Origin of the sequence: Acetobacter okinawensis (assembly GCF_002153655.1) — a bacterium.
In the GTDB taxonomy this organism is placed as follows: Bacteria; Pseudomonadota; Alphaproteobacteria; order Acetobacterales; family Acetobacteraceae; genus Acetobacter; species Acetobacter okinawensis_A.
Window position 1 is genome coordinate 44,137 of sequence record NZ_JOPJ01000003.1, and the last position, 15,286, is coordinate 59,422.

17 protein-coding genes are annotated in these 15,286 nt (G+C 62.4%); 11 read left to right on the top strand and 6 right to left on the bottom strand.

Annotated features, from left to right (window positions below):
• Positions 1 to 17: 17 nt before the first annotated feature.
• Genes HK26_RS01920 through HK26_RS01930 form a run of 3 tightly spaced genes read right to left on the bottom strand, consistent with a single transcriptional unit; the run spans position 18 to position 4,094 of the window.
• A complete protein-coding gene (locus tag HK26_RS01920) occupies positions 18 to 1,064 on the bottom strand; it encodes an SPOR domain-containing protein (RefSeq protein ID WP_086638247.1) in 1,047 nt (348 codons plus the stop codon).
• Positions 1,064 to 2,863, bottom strand: a complete 1,800-nt coding sequence (gene argS, locus HK26_RS01925) for an arginine--tRNA ligase (RefSeq protein WP_086638293.1) — start codon at positions 2,861 to 2,863, stop codon at positions 1,064 to 1,066. The genes HK26_RS01920 and argS overlap by 1 nt, the downstream gene beginning before the upstream one ends.
• Positions 2,864 to 2,903: 40 nt before the next feature.
• Complete coding sequence (locus HK26_RS01930) at positions 2,904 to 4,094, bottom strand: deoxyguanosinetriphosphate triphosphohydrolase (protein WP_086638248.1); 1,191 nt, start codon at positions 4,092 to 4,094, stop codon at positions 2,904 to 2,906.
• 136 nt (positions 4,095 to 4,230) lie between these two features.
• On the opposite strand from HK26_RS01930, the gene HK26_RS01935 reads away from it, so the two are divergent.
• The 10 genes from HK26_RS01935 to HK26_RS01980 all read left to right on the top strand — a co-directional run bounded on the left by HK26_RS01935 (position 4,231) and on the right by HK26_RS01980 (position 10,975).
• On the top strand, positions 4,231 to 4,602 hold the full coding sequence (locus HK26_RS01935) for a HesB/IscA family protein (RefSeq protein WP_086638249.1): 372 nt from the start codon (positions 4,231 to 4,233) through the stop codon (positions 4,600 to 4,602).
• Entirely contained in the window at positions 4,599 to 5,384 is a 786-nt protein-coding gene (locus HK26_RS01940) for an exodeoxyribonuclease III (protein WP_086638250.1), read from the top strand. Before HK26_RS01935 ends, HK26_RS01940 begins: the two co-directional genes overlap by 4 nt.
• Entirely contained in the window at positions 5,362 to 5,985 is a 624-nt protein-coding gene (locus tag HK26_RS01945) for a GNAT family N-acetyltransferase (RefSeq protein ID WP_086638251.1), read from the top strand. The genes HK26_RS01940 and HK26_RS01945 overlap by 23 nt, the downstream gene beginning before the upstream one ends.
• 197 nt (positions 5,986 to 6,182) lie before the next feature.
• Complete coding sequence (gene pqqA, locus HK26_RS01950) at positions 6,183 to 6,263, top strand: pyrroloquinoline quinone precursor peptide PqqA (protein ID WP_035370857.1); 81 nt, start codon at positions 6,183 to 6,185, stop codon at positions 6,261 to 6,263.
• 85 nt (positions 6,264 to 6,348) lie between these two features.
• A complete protein-coding gene (pqqB, locus tag HK26_RS01955; protein ID WP_086638252.1) occupies positions 6,349 to 7,260 on the top strand; it encodes a pyrroloquinoline quinone biosynthesis protein PqqB in 912 nt (303 codons plus the stop codon).
• Complete coding sequence (gene pqqC, locus HK26_RS01960; RefSeq protein WP_086638253.1) at positions 7,257 to 7,997, top strand: pyrroloquinoline-quinone synthase PqqC; 741 nt, start codon at positions 7,257 to 7,259, stop codon at positions 7,995 to 7,997. The genes pqqB and pqqC overlap by 4 nt, the downstream gene beginning before the upstream one ends.
• Positions 7,994 to 8,290 (top strand): pyrroloquinoline quinone biosynthesis peptide chaperone PqqD, encoded by a 297-nt coding sequence (gene pqqD / locus HK26_RS01965; RefSeq protein WP_086638254.1) that lies wholly within the window; start codon positions 7,994 to 7,996, stop codon positions 8,288 to 8,290. The genes pqqC and pqqD overlap by 4 nt, the downstream gene beginning before the upstream one ends.
• Positions 8,287 to 9,375 (top strand): pyrroloquinoline quinone biosynthesis protein PqqE, encoded by a 1,089-nt coding sequence (pqqE, locus tag HK26_RS01970; protein ID WP_086638255.1) that lies wholly within the window; start codon positions 8,287 to 8,289, stop codon positions 9,373 to 9,375. Before pqqD ends, pqqE begins: the two co-directional genes overlap by 4 nt.
• Before the next feature lie 195 nt (positions 9,376 to 9,570).
• A complete protein-coding gene (locus HK26_RS01975; RefSeq protein WP_086638256.1) occupies positions 9,571 to 10,530 on the top strand; it encodes a DMT family transporter in 960 nt (319 codons plus the stop codon).
• A 91-nt stretch (positions 10,531 to 10,621) separates the two neighbouring features.
• Positions 10,622 to 10,975: a zinc ribbon domain-containing protein YjdM gene (locus HK26_RS01980; protein WP_086638257.1), complete on the top strand. Its 354-nt coding sequence runs from the start codon at positions 10,622 to 10,624 to the stop codon at positions 10,973 to 10,975.
• Between the two features lie 114 nt (positions 10,976 to 11,089).
• Here the strand turns inward: HK26_RS01980 and yghU are convergent, their stop codons facing one another.
• From yghU to HK26_RS01995, 3 genes are all read right to left on the bottom strand, one after another.
• On the bottom strand, positions 11,090 to 11,959 hold the full coding sequence (gene yghU / locus HK26_RS01985; protein ID WP_086638294.1) for a glutathione-dependent disulfide-bond oxidoreductase: 870 nt from the start codon (positions 11,957 to 11,959) through the stop codon (positions 11,090 to 11,092).
• A gap of 200 nt (positions 11,960 to 12,159) precedes the next feature.
• Positions 12,160 to 13,173: a ferritin family protein gene (locus tag HK26_RS01990; protein ID WP_025828075.1), complete on the bottom strand. Its 1,014-nt coding sequence runs from the start codon at positions 13,171 to 13,173 to the stop codon at positions 12,160 to 12,162.
• 129 nt (positions 13,174 to 13,302) lie between these two features.
• Positions 13,303 to 13,986, bottom strand: a complete 684-nt coding sequence (locus HK26_RS01995) for an ATP-dependent Clp protease proteolytic subunit (protein WP_180539269.1) — start codon at positions 13,984 to 13,986, stop codon at positions 13,303 to 13,305.
• 124 nt (positions 13,987 to 14,110) lie between these two features.
• On the opposite strand from HK26_RS01995, the gene HK26_RS13395 reads away from it, so the two are divergent.
• Positions 14,111 to 15,193 carry an OmpA family protein gene (locus HK26_RS13395; protein WP_257640817.1) on the top strand — a complete coding sequence of 361 codons (1,083 nt, stop codon included), beginning with the start codon at positions 14,111 to 14,113 and terminating at the stop codon, positions 15,191 to 15,193.
• Positions 15,194 to 15,286: the final 93 nt, after the last annotated feature.

Consider the following 15,286-nt stretch of genomic DNA (forward strand, 5'->3'; position numbering starts at 1 on the left):
TTTTGCCGGGCTGTGCGCTAGGGGCGCACCACCATGCAGGCCATGCCGCGCTCACGCACGGAGGAGCAGAAGTCCTTGGCATCCGCAACCGCGCCAAAACCCTGCACGCGCAGGCGGTAGAACGTGGCGTTGTTCTGCTCGGTACGGACAAAAGCTGGCGTCACATCACCAAACAGGGTGGGGTAGCGGGTCTTCAGCCGTGTCCATTCCTTCTGGGCATCAGCTTCTGTCTGCAAGGCCGCAAGCTGGACCTGATACTTGCCAGTAGCGCCACGCACCGCCGGAGCCGCTTTTTTGGCTGCGGGCCGGGGGGCTGCTTCCTCCTCCCCATCGGAGACCTCATCCGTGGGGGGGGGGGCTTCCTTCAACGGTTCGGGGGCTGGCTCGGCTGGCGTGGCCGTACCCTGCGCAGGCAGGGGCGTGGTGGGCACAGGTTTGAGTGCCGCCCCACCAGACTGGGCAGCGACATCGGGCACGGGGGCCGGTTCTGGCGTTGGGGTCGCATTAGCCGCAGCGGCCGGAGCAGCACTGCCCTCCGCCCCTGCTGGGGCGGGAGCCGCAGGGCTTGCCGCATTGGGGGCCGCAGCACCGGGTGCTGCGGCGGGCTGCCCACCATACTGCGCGGCCAAAGCAGCGGGGTTTGGTTTTTCCGGCGCGGGCACAGGGTGACCCTGCTGGGTTGCATCCGCATCGGGCAGGGCCAGCGTATCCAGCTGCATACCGCCCGGATCAACCGGTTTGGTGCGCATGGCAACCGGGGGCGGCCCCATAACGGGAATACCGCTCTGGTGGTGCCCGAGCACCGCCCAGCCGCCAATGCCCAGCACCAGCAGCCCGCCCAGCCCGGCAGCGCCATAGGCCAGCCGCCGCGTGCCGGACTCGCTCCCCAAAAAGCCGGTCATCAGCTCTGTCAGCCTGTTGCCGCCTGCCATCCGGCTCCCCACCGTGGAGCGGGGGGCGGGTTTGTCATCATAATCCATGCTCATGCGCTCACGCGCGCGGCTGATCCGCTCTTCTACGGTGGAGCCCTGTGTGGTGCCCTGCCGGTCTTCATCAGTATTCATCAGCGCATTTCCTCCACCGGGTCCACACCCATGACCGCAAGGCCGGAGCGGATAACTGCCGCCGTAGCCGCGACAAGAGCCAGACGCGCACGTGTGGCCTCCACCGCACCCGACTGCAAGAATCTCAGGGACGCATCATCACGCCCACGGTTCCACAGGGCATGAAAATCCCCCGCCAGTTCGGCCAGATAGAACGCAACGCGGTGCGGCTCACGCGCAAGGGCTGCGGCTTCCACCATACGTGGCCACTCGGCCAGACGGCGCACCAGAGCCATTTCCGCATCCGAAGTCAGGCTGTCCAGCGTGGCGGTGGCAAGGGCTGCATCATCCACGGCGCCGTAAGCGCCCTCCTCCGCTGCACTGCGCAGCACGGAGCGGCAGCGGGCGTGGGCGTACTGCACGTAAAACACGGGGTTGTCGCGCTGCTGGGCCACAACAAGGTCCAGATCAAACTCCATCTGGGCATCGCTCTTGCGGGTGAGCATGGTAAAGCGCACCGCGTCACGCCCGACCTCATCAATCAGGTCACGCAGGGTGACAAATGTACCCGCACGCTTGGACATTTTGACCGGCTGGCCGTCGCGCAGGATATGCACGATCTGGCACAGCAGCACTTCCAGCGGCACGGTATCCCCCGTAAGGGCCTTGACTGCGGCCTTCATGCGCTTGACGTAGCCGCCGTGGTCAGCGCCCCACACATCAATCATGACCTGCGCGCCACGGGCCACCTTGTCCATGTGGTAGCCAATGTCGTTGGCAAAGTAGGTGTTCGTGCCATCGGACTTGCGCAGCGGGCGGTCCACGTCATCCCCAAAGCCTGTGGAGCGGAACAGGAGCTGCTCGCGCTCCTCCCAGTCGTCCGGCAGTTTGCCTTTGGGGGGCTCCAGCACGCCGTTGTACAGCAGGTCCGCCTTGGCAAGCTGGTCTATGGCGGCATCGGTCACGCCACGGGCCAGCACATCCGCCTCGGACGAAAACACATCATGGTGCACACCAAGGGCTGCGAGGTCTTCCTTTATGGCGCTCAGCATGTGCGCCACGGCAAAGCCACGCACGGTCTCCAGCCATGTTGCCTCGGGGGCCGGGCGGGGGGTGCCGTCCACATCCACCTCGGCCAGCTTGTTGCCGAATTCGGCGGCCAGTGCCTCCCCTACGGGAATAAGGTATTCACCCTGATATTGCAGGCCACCGGGGGCAAGGGCCGAAAAATCATCCTGCGCCATGGTGGTGCCCAGCACCTGCAGATAACGCCAGTAAGCCGCCCATGCCAGCGCCTTGACCTGATTACCCGCGTCGTTGATGTAGAATTCCTTGGTGACGTCAAACCCGGCCTTGGCCATAAGGTTGGCCAGCGCATCACCCACCACGGCGCCACGGCAATGGCCGACATGCATGGGGCCTGTGGGGTTGGCGGACACGTATTCCACATTCACCCGCACACCGCGCCCGACCTGCGACTGGCCATAGACCTCGCCCGCACCCAGCACCACAGGCAGCACGGCGCGCAGCACGCCGGGGTGCAGGGTAATGTTGACAAACCCCGGCCCGGCTGCGGCTACGGCGGCTACGCCGTCCACCTTGAGCAGGGCGGCTACAAGATCGGCTGCAATATCTGCCGGTTTGCGGCGTGCGGCCTTGGCCAGCAGCAGGGCCGCGTTTGTAGCCATATCCCCGTGCGCCGGGTCACGCGTGGGGGTCAGTTCCACACGGGCCAGCGTTTCCTCCGCCACGTCGGGCAACAGTTCACGCACAATGGCCAGAACATGATGACGGTAACGTTGGAAAACACACTCGGACATGGACAACTCAACCCCGTAATTGGTGCAGCAAACGCGTTTATCAGCCTGCAACGGACAGGTCCGTCAACCGCCTATGTTCTTCCATGGCGTAGCGATCGGTCATGGAAGCCACGTAATCCGCCACGGTGCGGTGTACGGCCCCCTCATCTTTGCCCCCTGCGCGCTGCTGCCACTCGGCTGGCAGCAGGTTGGGCGACTCCGTAAGTGTGGTGAACAGCTCCCCCGTAACCCGCCGGGCCTTATGGGTCATCCGGTTGACCTTCCAGTGCCTGTACAGCTTTGCGAACAGGAACTTGCGGATCCCCTTGTTTGCTTCCTCCATAGCCTCGCCAAAGGCCACAACCGGGGCATTGGCTGCGCGGATGTCCTCCACACTGCGTGGCGCCAGATCGGCCAGCCGTGCGCGGGTGCAGACCAGCACATCGCTGACCAGCGCATGAATGACGCGGCGCACCATTTCGTGCCGGATGCGCTGGGGGGTCCGGGTATCGGAGCGCGGCAGGTCTGCTGCCAGTGCGCGGGCCTCGGCCAGTGCCTGCCCCACCAGTGGCACGTCCACCAGATCATCCAGCGCAAGCAGGCCGGATTTTACGCCATCGTCCAGATCATGTCCGTGGTAGGCAATATCATCCGCCAGGGCGGCCACCTGCGCCTCGGCCGAGGCATAGCCCCCCAGATCCAGCGGGAACAGCGCATCCAGCTCCGCCAGACGGGCAGAGGGCCTGCGCACGGGGCCATTGTGCTTGGCCAGCCCTTCCAGCGTCTCCCACGTCAGGTTCAGCCCATCAAACGCAAGGTAACGCCGCTCCAGCAGCATGACCTGCCGCAGGGCCTGTGCGTTGTGGTCAAACCCGCCATGGGGCAACATGTGTTTGGCAAGGGCGTCCTCCCCCGCATGGCCAAAGGGGGTGTGGCCAAGGTCATGCGCCAGTGCAACGGCCTCGGTCAGGTCCTCATCCAGCCGCAGGTAGCGGGCCATGGAGCGGGCCACCTGTGCGACCTCAAGCGAATGGGTCAGCCGTGTGCGAAAAAAATCGCCCTCGTGGTTGATGAACACCTGCGTTTTATACTGCAAGCGCCTGAAGCCCGAGGAATGGACAACACGGTCCCGGTCACGCTGCCAGGGGGAGCGGGTCAGGGATTCGGGCTCTACATGCAGCCGCCTGCCCCGTCCTTCGGCAGGTTGTACGGCATAGGGCATCAGCTCATCGCGTTGTGTGGCCTGCGGCATTATGCACCTCCTGGCAGGTCCGGGCGGCACAATGCCCACGGACCATGCCCCCCGATCCTAGGCTATTGGAGGAAAGTTGACCATTGGAGGTGTCTTTCCCCTTCAAACCGGCGCGTGGGCGGATTATCTATGGAGCATGACACAGCCAGCTCCCATTTTTTCCGTCTCCGATTCTGCGGCCAGCCGCATTGCCAGCGTGGTTGCCAAAAAGCAGGCCAGCGCTACCAGTGCGCAGGAAGCCCCCGTGGCCCTGCGCGTGGCGGTAGAAGCCGGAGGGTGCAACGGATTCCAGTATCAGTTCATCCTCACGCCCCCGGACGGACTGGCCGCCGATGACGTGCGGATAGAAAAAAACGGCGCCCTTGTGGTGGTGGACCCCACAAGCCTTGACCTGCTGGCCGGTGCGGAGCTGACGTTTGAGGACAAGCTGATGGGCGCGCATTTTGGTGTTTCCAACCCCAATGCGGCCTCCTCCTGCGGTTGCGGCACGAGCTTTTCCCTCGCATGAAGCTCGCAACATGGAACGTAAACTCGGTTCGCCTGCGGCAGGACCTGGTGCTGGACTGGCTGGCGCGCGAACAGCCCGATGTGCTGATGATGCAGGAAATCAAGTGCGAGGCGCATCTGTTCCCCACCGCCGCGTTTGAGCAGGCTGGCTACGGCTGCGCCGTGGTCGGGCAGAAGTCGTATAACGGGGTTGCCACTCTGGTGCGCGGGGACTTTACGGTCACCACCGAGCACCTGCCCGGCTTTACCGACCCCGCCGCACGCTATGTGGAGGTGCAGACCCAAGGGCTGGTGCTGGGCAACCTGTACCTGCCCAACGGCAACTCCGGTGCGGAGCAGGGATATGCCACCAAGCTGGAGTTTCTGTCCGCGCTCACTACGCGCGCTCAGGCGTTTTTGGGGCAGGATACGGACTTTGTGCTGGCGGGGGACTATAACATCTGCCCCACAGCCGAGGACTGCGCCCCCGGCGCTCTTGGCCCGGATGATGCGCTGGTGCGCCCACAAAGCCGGGCCGCATGGCGGCGTCTGCGCTGGCTGGGCCTGACCGACGCGCTGCGCGCCCTCCACCCCAGCGGGGCGGCCTACACCTTCTGGGATTATCAGGCCGGGGCATGGCCGCGTGACAGCGGGTTGCGGATCGACCACATGCTCCTCTCCCCCCGCGTGGCCGAACGCCTGCAAACAGCACAACCAGACAGGGACGAACGCGCCAAGGAGCGCCCGTCCGACCATGTGCCGCTCATTGTCACCCTTGCCGATGGCGCGCCTTCCCCTGCCTGAGCGGACCAACGGCGCGGGGTTTACGCCCCACACGCAAGCCCGCCATGCAGCAGGGCCACGCTCCTGCACAGTCCGCCTTGCCACTCTGGCGGAGTGTGCCCACCTGCCCGCACTGGAGCAGGACGCGGCACGAGCTTTTGCCAACATACCGGAGCTGGCATGGCTGGTCGGGAGCGCAACCATGCCCGCAACCGCCCACCAGAACTGCGTTGCAACACAGACCTGCTGGGTCGGGGTAGAGGCAACGGGCCAGTTACGCGGCTTTTTAAGCGCCACCCCTTGCGGGCAGACACTGCATATACAGGAAATGTCGGTCGCACAGGCTGCACAGGGCCACGGGCTGGGCCGCCGCCTGCTGCGTAGCGCGTGCCAAGCGGCACAGGAGCGGGGTATGCGCCACGTCACGCTTACAACCTTTCGGGCCGTGCCGTGGAACGCGCGGTTTTATGCCTCCGCCGGGTTTTACGTTGTACCCGCCAATGCGCTGGATGCACGGCTGAGCCATATACTGGAACAGGAGGTGGCGCATGGCTTTGACGCCACCACCCGCTGCGCCATGCGGCTGGACCTGCACCCGACCGTTCAATGTGTTTCAGAATGAAACACCTGCACCAGCCCTGAAGGGGGCGGTCAATCACACTCCCGTGAGAAAGCCGTGCACAACCCCCTTATGCAGGCGCAAACCCTTGCACGTTTGTTATTTTTCATCACACTGACCCCCGCTCTGACGCACCGCATGTTCTTGCGATGTGTGGCTGCGTTTTGTGCACACCACACCCAATGCCAAGGAGGCACATCATGGCCTGGAACGCACCAAAAGTGACGGAAATCCCGTTGGGCGCAGAAATCAACAGCTATGTCTGCGGTCAAAAAAAATAAGGGAGGGCTCCCCCTCCTCAGCCGTCAGGTGGGTTGTGCCTAACCGGCTTGCCCCCTGACGGCTTTTTTGTTCAGAAAGCCTCTTATGCTTGATATTGTTGTCCTTGGCGCTGCCGCCGGTGGCGGTTTTCCGCAATGGAACTCCAACGCCCCCGCCTGCCGCCGCGCCCGCGCGGGCGACCCCGCAGCCCCTGCCCGCACACAGGCCTCCATTGCTGTCAGCGGGGATGGCACATCATGGTATGTGCTCAATGCCTCCCCCGACCTGCGGACCCAGATCAACCAGACCCCCGACCTGCACCCCCGCACCGGCCTGCGCTCCACCCCCATTGCCGGAGTTGTGCTGACCAGTGGCGAAATTGACGCCATTACCGGCCTGCTGACCCTGCGTGAGCGGCAGGCGTTTGGGCTGTATGCAACCCAAGCCGTGCTGGACCAGCTGGACGCCAACCCCATATTTACCGCGCTCGACCGCACTCTTGTGCCGCGCCTGCCCATGATGCTGGACCGCCCGATAGCCCTTGAACCACCGGGCTTTTGCATTACCCCGTTTTCGGTCCCCGGCAAGGTGCCACTCTATGCCGAAAAAACCGAAAACCCGGCCGAGATCATGAATAATGGTGAGACAATCGGGCTGGACATAACCGATGGCACGTCCCACGCCCTGTTCATTCCCGGTTGCGCCATGATGACAGACGCCCTGCGCACGCGCATAAACGGTGCGGACGCCGTGTTCTTTGACGGCACCCTGTGGACTGATGATGAAATGGTGCGCGCAGGCCTTGGCAGCAAAACCGGCCACCGCATGGGCCATATGTCTCTGGCTGACCAGCCCGATGGCACCTTTGCCGCCTTTGCCGGGATGGATGTCAAACGCAAGATTCTCATCCACATCAACAATTCCAACCCCGTTCTGCTCGCAGACAGCCCCGAGCGCAAACAGGCCGAAGCCGCAGGCTGGGACGTGGCCTTTGATGGCATGAAGGTAAGACTATGACAGACCGTATTCTCACCCCCGATGCGCTGGAAGCCGCCCTGCGCGCCATTGGGGCGGAGCGTTACCACAACCTGCACCCCTTCCACCGCGCCCTGCATGACGGCAAGCTCAACAAGGGGCAGGTGCAGGCATGGGCGCTGAACCGCTACTATTATCAGGCCAGCATTCCCGCAAAAGATGCCTCCCTGCTGGCCCGCCTGCCCACCACGGAACTGCGGCGTGAATGGCGGCGCAGGCTGGAGGACCATGACGGCACACAGCCCGGCACGGGGGGCGTGGCCCGCTGGCTCAAGCTGACCGATGGGCTGGGGCTGGACCGCGCGTATGTGCAATCACTCGACGGGTTGCTACCGGGCACACGCTTTGCCGTGGAGGCCTATGTACAGTTCGTACGCGAACGCTCCATTCTGGAGGCCATAGCCTCCTCCCTGACGGAGCTTTTCTCCCCCACCATCATCAGCGAACGTGTGGCGGGCATGCTCGGCAACTATGACTTTGTGACCGAGGAAACACTTGCCTACTTCAAACCCCGGCTGACGCAGGCCCCGCAGGATTCCGCCTTTGCACTAGCCTATGTGCGCGAACACGCCCGCACGGCGGAACAGCAGAAAGCCGTGCTCGACGCGCTGAAGTTCAAATGTAACGTGCTGTGGTCCATGCTGGATGCGCTGGATTACGCCTATGTGGTGCCTGCTCGCATTCCCCCCGGCGCATTCCGCCCGGACACGCAGGCATGACCGGGGCTCCGGCCCACAGCATAACCGAGACCACCGTGCCACGCTTTGCGCGTGGCACGCGCCTGCAATACGACCGCGTGCGCGAGATGTGGTTTATTCAGGCCCCCGAACGCGCCTTCCATGCCGACCCGGTAGCAGCAGAAATTCTGCAACTGGTGGATGGCACACGCACGCTTGGCGCAGTCATAGACCTGCTGGCACAGAAGTTTGACGCGCCCCGCCCCGTTATTGCGCAGGACGTGCTGGCCATGGTGGCCGAACTGGCCGAAAAGCAGGTTCTGCTGCACGCATGACCGCCCCACCACCCCCCATGAGCCTGCTGGCGGAGCTAACCCACCGCTGCCCCCTGCAATGCCCCTACTGCTCCAACCCGCTTATGCTCGACCCCAGAACGCAGGAACTGGGTACGGCGGAATGGCAGCGCGTGCTGGACGAGGCCGCGCAGATGGGCGTGCTACAGGTGCATTTTTCCGGCGGGGAGCCAATGGCCCGCCCCGACCTGCCCGAGCTTGTACGCCATGCGGCCAAGGCGGGCCTGTATTCCAACCTCATTACGTCAGGCGTGCTTATCCGCCCCGATAGCCTGCGCGCACTGGCTGATGCGGGTCTGGACCATATCCAGCTCTCCTTCCAAGACGCGCAGGCCACAACAGCAGACCGTATTGCCAACATGGCTGGCGCCCATGCCAAAAAGCTGGAAGCCGCCCGTCTGATTACGGACGAAGGCCTGCCGCTGACACTCAACTTTGTTATCCACCGCCAGAATGCAGAGCGGGTACCCGCCATGCTGGAACTGGCCGAGCAACTGGGGGCAAGGCGGGTGGAAATTGCGCATACCCAGTATTATGGCTGGGGCCTGCTCAACCGCGATGCACTCCTGCCCGACCGCGCCCAGATTGACGCCACGACCGAGGCCGTTAACGCTGCACGCACAAGGCTTGCGGGGCGCATGAGCATAGATTTTGTAACCCCCGATTATTATGAGGACCGACCCAAACCCTGCATGGGCGGGTGGGGCCAGCGTTTTTTAAACGTCACCCCCACCGGCAAAGTTCTGCCCTGCCATGCGGCGGAAACCATACCCAACATCACCTTCCCCAATGTGCGCGATGCAGGACTGGCCGCCATATGGGAGGAAGCTCCCATTTTTACCCTCTTCCGTGGCACACAGTGGATGCCCGAACCCTGCCAGTCCTGCGCCTTCAAGGAGGAGGACTGGGGGGGCTGCCGCTGTCAGGCGCTGGCCCTTGCAGGCAACGCCAGCGCTGCCGACCCGGTGTGCCATAAATCCCCCGACCACCAGCAGGTCACGCAGGCCATTGCCAGCCGCCCGCAAACACCCCCTCCGTTCCGTTACAGACGTTTTGGGAACGCCTGATCCAAAACGGCTTTTATAGGTGCGTGGCATCACAACCACCTGTGCACCAAGCACCCACCGACATACCAAATTGCGCTGGACCTGCACTTGTGGCTAAGAGGCATACACATACACTCCCCCCGCAGTTCCGCCTTCGGGTTTTGCCCACCCGGTAGAACAGCGGGCCCCATCATTCCGATTAAGGCGGCATAAACCATGCACCATCCGGCCGAGCACCATAACCTTGGTAAAGGTATTGCCTGTGGCATGGGGGCCGGTGCTCTGTGGGGGCTGGTCTTTTTGGCGCCCGAGCTCATCCGCAGTTTTACACCGCTGGAAATGGCCTGTGGCCGCTACGTCCTGTATGGCCTGTTTGCTGCCGCCATGGTTGCCCCACGCTGGCGGGTTTTAAGCCACACCGTGCCACTCCGCACGTGGTGGACCCTTAACTGGCTCTCCTTTGCGGGGAATACGGCTTACTATGTTCTGCTCTCCAGCGCGGTCAAAAACGGGGGCATAACCACCACTACTCTTGTCATCGGGTTTTTGCCCGTGCTGGTCACGCTGGTTGGCAGCCGCGACAAGGACGCGCTGCCCCTGCGCCAGCTGCTGCCTTCCATCACACTTTGTGTGGCGGGGGCAATCTGTATTGGCTGGCAGGCCATGCACACGCACTCCGTCGCACGCGCGCCTTTTTTTGGGCTGCTCTGTGCCGTAGCCGCCCTTGGGTCATGGACGCTGTATGCCGTGGGCAACAGCCGCGCCCTTGTGCGCCAGCGCCATTTTTCCGCCCATGACTGGAACCTGCTGACCGGGCTTGCAACAGGTGCGCAGAATCTGGCCCTGCTCCCCCTTGCCCTGCTGCTGGACCCCACAACCCACGGGCTGGCGCAATGGAGCAATTTTGCACTGGTCAGCGCCGGGGTGGCCCTGCTGGCCTCCATTGCGGGCAATGCGTTGTGGAACAGGATGAACCAGCTCCTCCCGCTGACACTGGTCGGGCAGATGATCCTGTTCGAAACCCTATTCTCGCTCTGCTACGGGTTTATATGGGAGCAGCGCATGCCTACAGGCACACAGGCCGTGGCTTTTGGCTGTGTCGTGTTCAGCGTGCTGCTGTGTGTACGCGCCCATCGCAAACCGGTGGCACAGGCCACAAACGCCTCCACCGCATAAGCCACGCTGAACTAATGCACTGCGCTGCCGCTATTTCTATTGGCCGGCGCATGTATTAGGTTGCCCCCGATTGTAACACGGGGGGATGCACATGAGCGACCAACACAACTGTCCGCAATGCGGGTGTGAGCATATTTATCAGGACGGTGGGCTGTGGGTCTGCCCCGAATGTGCGCATGAATGGAACGAACTCTCCACCAGCGCGGAGACGGATGCGGGGGACACCGGCGTTATCCACGATGCCAACGGCAATGTGCTGGCTGATGGTGACACCATTACCGTAACCAAGGACCTTAAGGTCAAAGGGTCATCGCTGGTGGTCAAAAGTGGCACCAAGGTCAAGAACATCAAACTGGTTGATGGCTCGGACGGACACAACATTGCCTGCAAGATCAGCGGCATTGGTGCAATGAACCTGAAGTCCGAATTTGTAAAAAAATCCTGACCAGCCCCACATTATGGCGCGGGCAGACACCCGCACCATAAACAGAGGGTAAACAGCAAACCCTGCGCGGCAGGCAGAGCCCTTACTGGAGCGGGCCTGCCGTGTGGCCATTCTTCAGGGCTTTGTGGCGTTCAGGCGGTCTTCTGTTCTGGTTGCAAAATCGCTGGCATCGTGGCGCTCATGCAACTGGCTGGCGGGGTCGCCAAAAGTGCGGTTGACCATGCGCCCGCGCTGCACGGCGGGGCGGGCAAGCAGTTCGGTTGCCCAGCGTTGCACATGCGGGTAGTCCTGCACGCTCAAAAACTCTGCCGCATTATACAGCCAGCCTTCCACCAGCCAGCCATACCACGGCAAAATGGCCATATCGGCAATGGTATAGTCATCGCCCGCAATATATGCGCTCTGGGCCAGCCTGCGGTTGAGCACATCAAGCTGCCGCTTGGTCTCCATGGCAAAACGGTCGATCGCATATTCTATCTTGTGGGGGGCATAGGCGTAAAAATGCCCAAACCCGCCACCCACATAGGGTGCGCTACCCATTTGCCAGAACAGCCAGTTCAGGCACTCGGTACGGCCCTGATGATCGGCAGGCAGGAACGCCCCAAATTTTTCGGCCAGATAGAGCAGAATGGAGCCGGATTCAAACACCCGGACCGGGTGTTCCCCGCTCTGGTCCACCATAGCCGGAATTTTTGAATTCGGGTTGATCTGCACAAACCCGCTGCCAAACTGATCCCCCTCCCCAATACGGATCAGCCACGCATCGTATTCCGCCCCCTTGTGGCCCAGCGCCAGCAGTTCCTCCAGCATGGTCGTAACCTTGACGCCGTTCGGGGTCGCCAGAGAATAAAGTTGCAGCGGATGTTTGCCGACTGGCAGCGCCTGCTCATGCGTGGGGCCAGCCACCGGACGGTTGGTGCTGGCAAACGCACCCCCATTACCCTTGTTCCAGACCCATACCCGTGGGGGAGAATACTCGGTCATGACACTACCCTGTTCCTGATCATCTGTACCAAAACCGTGCGTCCCAAGCCGGTCTGGGCCGCACAGCATGCGTATTAGGTAAGGAGCATGCGCCGTGTTTTACACCCCGGCCTGCATGAAGCCGCACATACCGCTCCAAACAAAAACAGCCTGCCCCAGATCGGGGCAGGCTGCCAGCGCATGCACAACTGCCAAAAAACTCAGGCAGCCTTTTTGGCATTGGCTTTGAAAATGCCAGAAGCAAACTCCCACGCACGCCCCACATCGCGGATAACGCGGGCAATGGCGGGGGTTGTGGTCGGACGGAGCAGACGGGGGTCATACCCGGCAAAACGCCGGTCGTCCTCTTCCAGGCACAGGTCCATGAACTCGGGCAGGGTGATCTGGATGTTGGTCACTTCCTTGGTGCCGGTCACGGTAAAGTTGTTATCCTGCGTGTGGACCTGCCCGCTGTCATCCACCGTGCGGGCAAGGCTCATGCGTTCGTAGGCCAAAAAGCCCCAGACAGCCCATACCTTGGCCTCAAAGAACGGGCGGCGCCACCACGGCATGACCGCGCGGTACCATGCCAGCCAGTTGGCAAACAGCAGGATGTGGCGGCATTCTTCCTGCATGATCGGCTCGAACGTGTCTGTCAGCGCTTCGGGGAAGTAGCCCGAACGCTTGGCCAGTTCGAACATGCCAAAAGCAAAAAAACTGTCCACACATTCCGAAAACCCGGTGACCAGATACGCCCACTCAACGTCTTTTGGCTCAACATACGGGGGCTCGGGGGCCATGGGAATGTTGTAGGCCGCCACCATCTTGGACAGCACTTCCTTGTGCCGGTTTTCTTCCCACGCATTGCGCGAGATGGCGTCCTTGACATCGGGGTCCGTGACCAGATTGGCATAGGCGGCCATGCGCAGGCGGGCCTTGCCCTCGGTCTGCACGGCAATGTCCCAGATCGGCAGGGAGGTCACGCGGTGCAGGGTCTCGGGGTCCAGTTTGGGCCAGTCGATGACGGATGGCTTGTAGGGATTAAACGTATCGCGGAACATTTCCGCCAGTGCACGCTTGTGTGCGTCCGACCCGGGCTTGAGCGGCCCACGGACGGGGCTCAGCCAGTGGCGTGCACGAAAATCCGCCTCAACCACAGCCTCTGCATTGGGCGGAGCCGGAAGGTCGTCCATGCTTTCGGGCAGACGGGAATAAATATCGCTCAGAGAACCCATGTGAGGAACCCGTTATCTGGGGACCTCCCCTTTGTGCAACCGGCCCTGAGTGGCTGGAACGCCGGAAGGTCCAATAAACCTGAAACATGCCGCCACTCCCCAATGAAGAATGGCGGCGATGCCCCCGTGTTAGTGCAGATCACCCAGCTTAGAAATGATCTTGGTCACTAAACCGTAATCAATCGCCTCTTTTGCGGACATCCAGTAGTTACGGTCCGTGTCCTTGACGATTTTTTCGTAGGCCTGTCCGGTTTCTCGCGCGAACAGGTGGTTCAGGCGTTCACGCATTTTAATAATTTCACGCGCTTCGATATCAATATCAGTCGCGGGGCCGCGCACACCGCCCATGGGCTGGTGGAGCAGGAAGCGCGTGTTGGGCAGGCAGAATCGACGGTCCTTGTGACCGGCGGCAAAAATAAGCGCACCAGCAGATGCCACCCAACCCGTGCCGATCATGTTGACCGGAGCAACCGAATCGACAAAGCGGATCATGTCATGGATTGTGTCGCCACTTTCCACATGCCCGCCGGGGGAGTTGACGTACACATCAATCGGCTTGTCGGACTCACCGGCCAGAGCCAGCAGGCGGCCGGTTACGTCACGCGCGACCTTGTCGTTTATGCCACCAAAAATAAGCACCTTCCGCTGCTTGAACAGCTTGTGCTCAAGCTCACCCTGCGGGGCACCAGAGGCTTTGCCTTCCTCTTTTTCCGGGGTTTCGGGGGTTTCCGGTTCATCGTCCAGCCTGATGGCGTTACGGGAGAAGAGGCCCGTCATTGCTGTCTCCGCACATTGTTCCGTATCAGTGTTCATGTCCTTATCCTGCGCTGCCCGAACGTGCCTGCCAAGGGGCAATCATGCGCTCTCTCGCCACGGAGGAGGGAAAAGGGTAAGGTAGGGTGCAAATTGTATCAGGTTTTGGAGCAGTCACCTCGCCATGCAGCAGCCCCCCTTGGAGCGTAAGCCGACAGGCCGGACCCATACCCCCCGGCACGCCCGCTTTACGCAGGCTGCCCGCGTGGTCGCTCTTATGGCCTGCGGCAGCGCCATAACAGGCTGCGAACACCGCGATGCAGTGGACGCAACGCTGGAGTGGACGCGCACCCTGCGTGGCGGGGTTATTGCCACACAGCGCCCACCACCACCGGGGCAGTATGACCCCTACCCCATAGTGGGCCTGACCCCCACACAAGCCCCCGACTTACCCTCCCCGCAGGCCCGCGTGCTGCTGAGCGAGCAACTGGCCCGCGAGCGCAACCTTGCCTACCGGACCGTAGCCGCCAACGGCACGATCATTCCTGATATTCCGCCCCCACCCGGCCCGACTGGCACTGGCACTGGCACTGGCACTGGCACTGGCACTGGCACTGGCACTGGCCAAAAAACCACCCAGCCGACCCTGCCTGAAGGGGTGAACGGCGCAATCATGGATGCGGCGGACACACCACCCCCACCGGCCCCCACGGCGCTGCCCACACCGCCAAAGCTGCCAAAGCCGAGCCTTCCGGGCATAACCGGGCTGAGCAGCGCCACCACGGCAAAAACGCAAGCACAAGCCGAGGTGGCCATGCCCGAGGTGCATGAAAAAGCAGACATTCCCGACCTGCGCCCCGACCAGATTCCACAAATACCGCAAAGCCCGCCTACGGCGCCCACCTTCCCCGGTTTTGACGTCCCAACGGATGCCAACATCCCCGACGCCAAACGCCCCAACTATGACCTGACAGATATCCGGGGTACGGCCTTCCACTTCCTGCCCCAGTCCGACCAGCTCTCCAGCGGGCAGGAGCAGACGCTGGACAAGGTGATACAGAAAAGCCCTCACGGCCCGCTGAGCATTCGCGGGTTTGGCGATGCCGCCTCCATGAGCGCTCAGGATCAGGCCGATGCCGTGCGCCTTGGCCTGCTGCGCGCCAACCGCCTTGCCACGGAACTTGCCAAACGAGGTGTTCCCCCCAGCGCCATAACCGTGCGCGGAGATGCGTTTGGAACCGGGGCAAAAGTGCTGACACCCCCATAAAACACCCCACCACCACCCGGCAGCGGCCTGCCAGCGGACGGTAAAAACACACCCGCACGGCGGTTTTGCATCCACAGGAGTTGCCTGTTCCGT

Coding starts and splice junctions, on each gene's coding strand:
- HK26_RS01920 (WP_086638247.1), bottom strand. CDS start 1,064: ATGAATACTGATGAAGACCGGCAGGGCACCACACAGGGCTCCACCGTA.
- argS (WP_086638293.1), bottom strand. CDS start 2,863: ATGTCCGAGTGTGTTTTCCAACGTTACCGTCATCATGTTCTGGCCATT.
- HK26_RS01930 (WP_086638248.1), bottom strand. CDS start 4,094: ATGCCGCAGGCCACACAACGCGATGAGCTGATGCCCTATGCCGTACAA.
- HK26_RS01935 (WP_086638249.1), top strand. CDS start 4,231: ATGACACAGCCAGCTCCCATTTTTTCCGTCTCCGATTCTGCGGCCAGC.
- HK26_RS01940 (WP_086638250.1), top strand. CDS start 4,599: ATGAAGCTCGCAACATGGAACGTAAACTCGGTTCGCCTGCGGCAGGAC.
- HK26_RS01945 (WP_086638251.1), top strand. CDS start 5,362: ATGGCGCGCCTTCCCCTGCCTGAGCGGACCAACGGCGCGGGGTTTACG.
- pqqA (WP_035370857.1), top strand. CDS start 6,183: ATGGCCTGGAACGCACCAAAAGTGACGGAAATCCCGTTGGGCGCAGAA.
- pqqB (WP_086638252.1), top strand. CDS start 6,349: ATGCTTGATATTGTTGTCCTTGGCGCTGCCGCCGGTGGCGGTTTTCCG.
- pqqC (WP_086638253.1), top strand. CDS start 7,257: ATGACAGACCGTATTCTCACCCCCGATGCGCTGGAAGCCGCCCTGCGC.
- pqqD (WP_086638254.1), top strand. CDS start 7,994: ATGACCGGGGCTCCGGCCCACAGCATAACCGAGACCACCGTGCCACGC.
- pqqE (WP_086638255.1), top strand. CDS start 8,287: ATGACCGCCCCACCACCCCCCATGAGCCTGCTGGCGGAGCTAACCCAC.
- HK26_RS01975 (WP_086638256.1), top strand. CDS start 9,571: ATGCACCATCCGGCCGAGCACCATAACCTTGGTAAAGGTATTGCCTGT.
- HK26_RS01980 (WP_086638257.1), top strand. CDS start 10,622: ATGAGCGACCAACACAACTGTCCGCAATGCGGGTGTGAGCATATTTAT.
- yghU (WP_086638294.1), bottom strand. CDS start 11,959: ATGACCGAGTATTCTCCCCCACGGGTATGGGTCTGGAACAAGGGTAAT.
- HK26_RS01990 (WP_025828075.1), bottom strand. CDS start 13,173: ATGGGTTCTCTGAGCGATATTTATTCCCGTCTGCCCGAAAGCATGGAC.
- HK26_RS01995 (WP_180539269.1), bottom strand. CDS start 13,986: ATGAACACTGATACGGAACAATGTGCGGAGACAGCAATGACGGGCCTC.
- HK26_RS13395 (WP_257640817.1), top strand. CDS start 14,111: ATGCAGCAGCCCCCCTTGGAGCGTAAGCCGACAGGCCGGACCCATACC.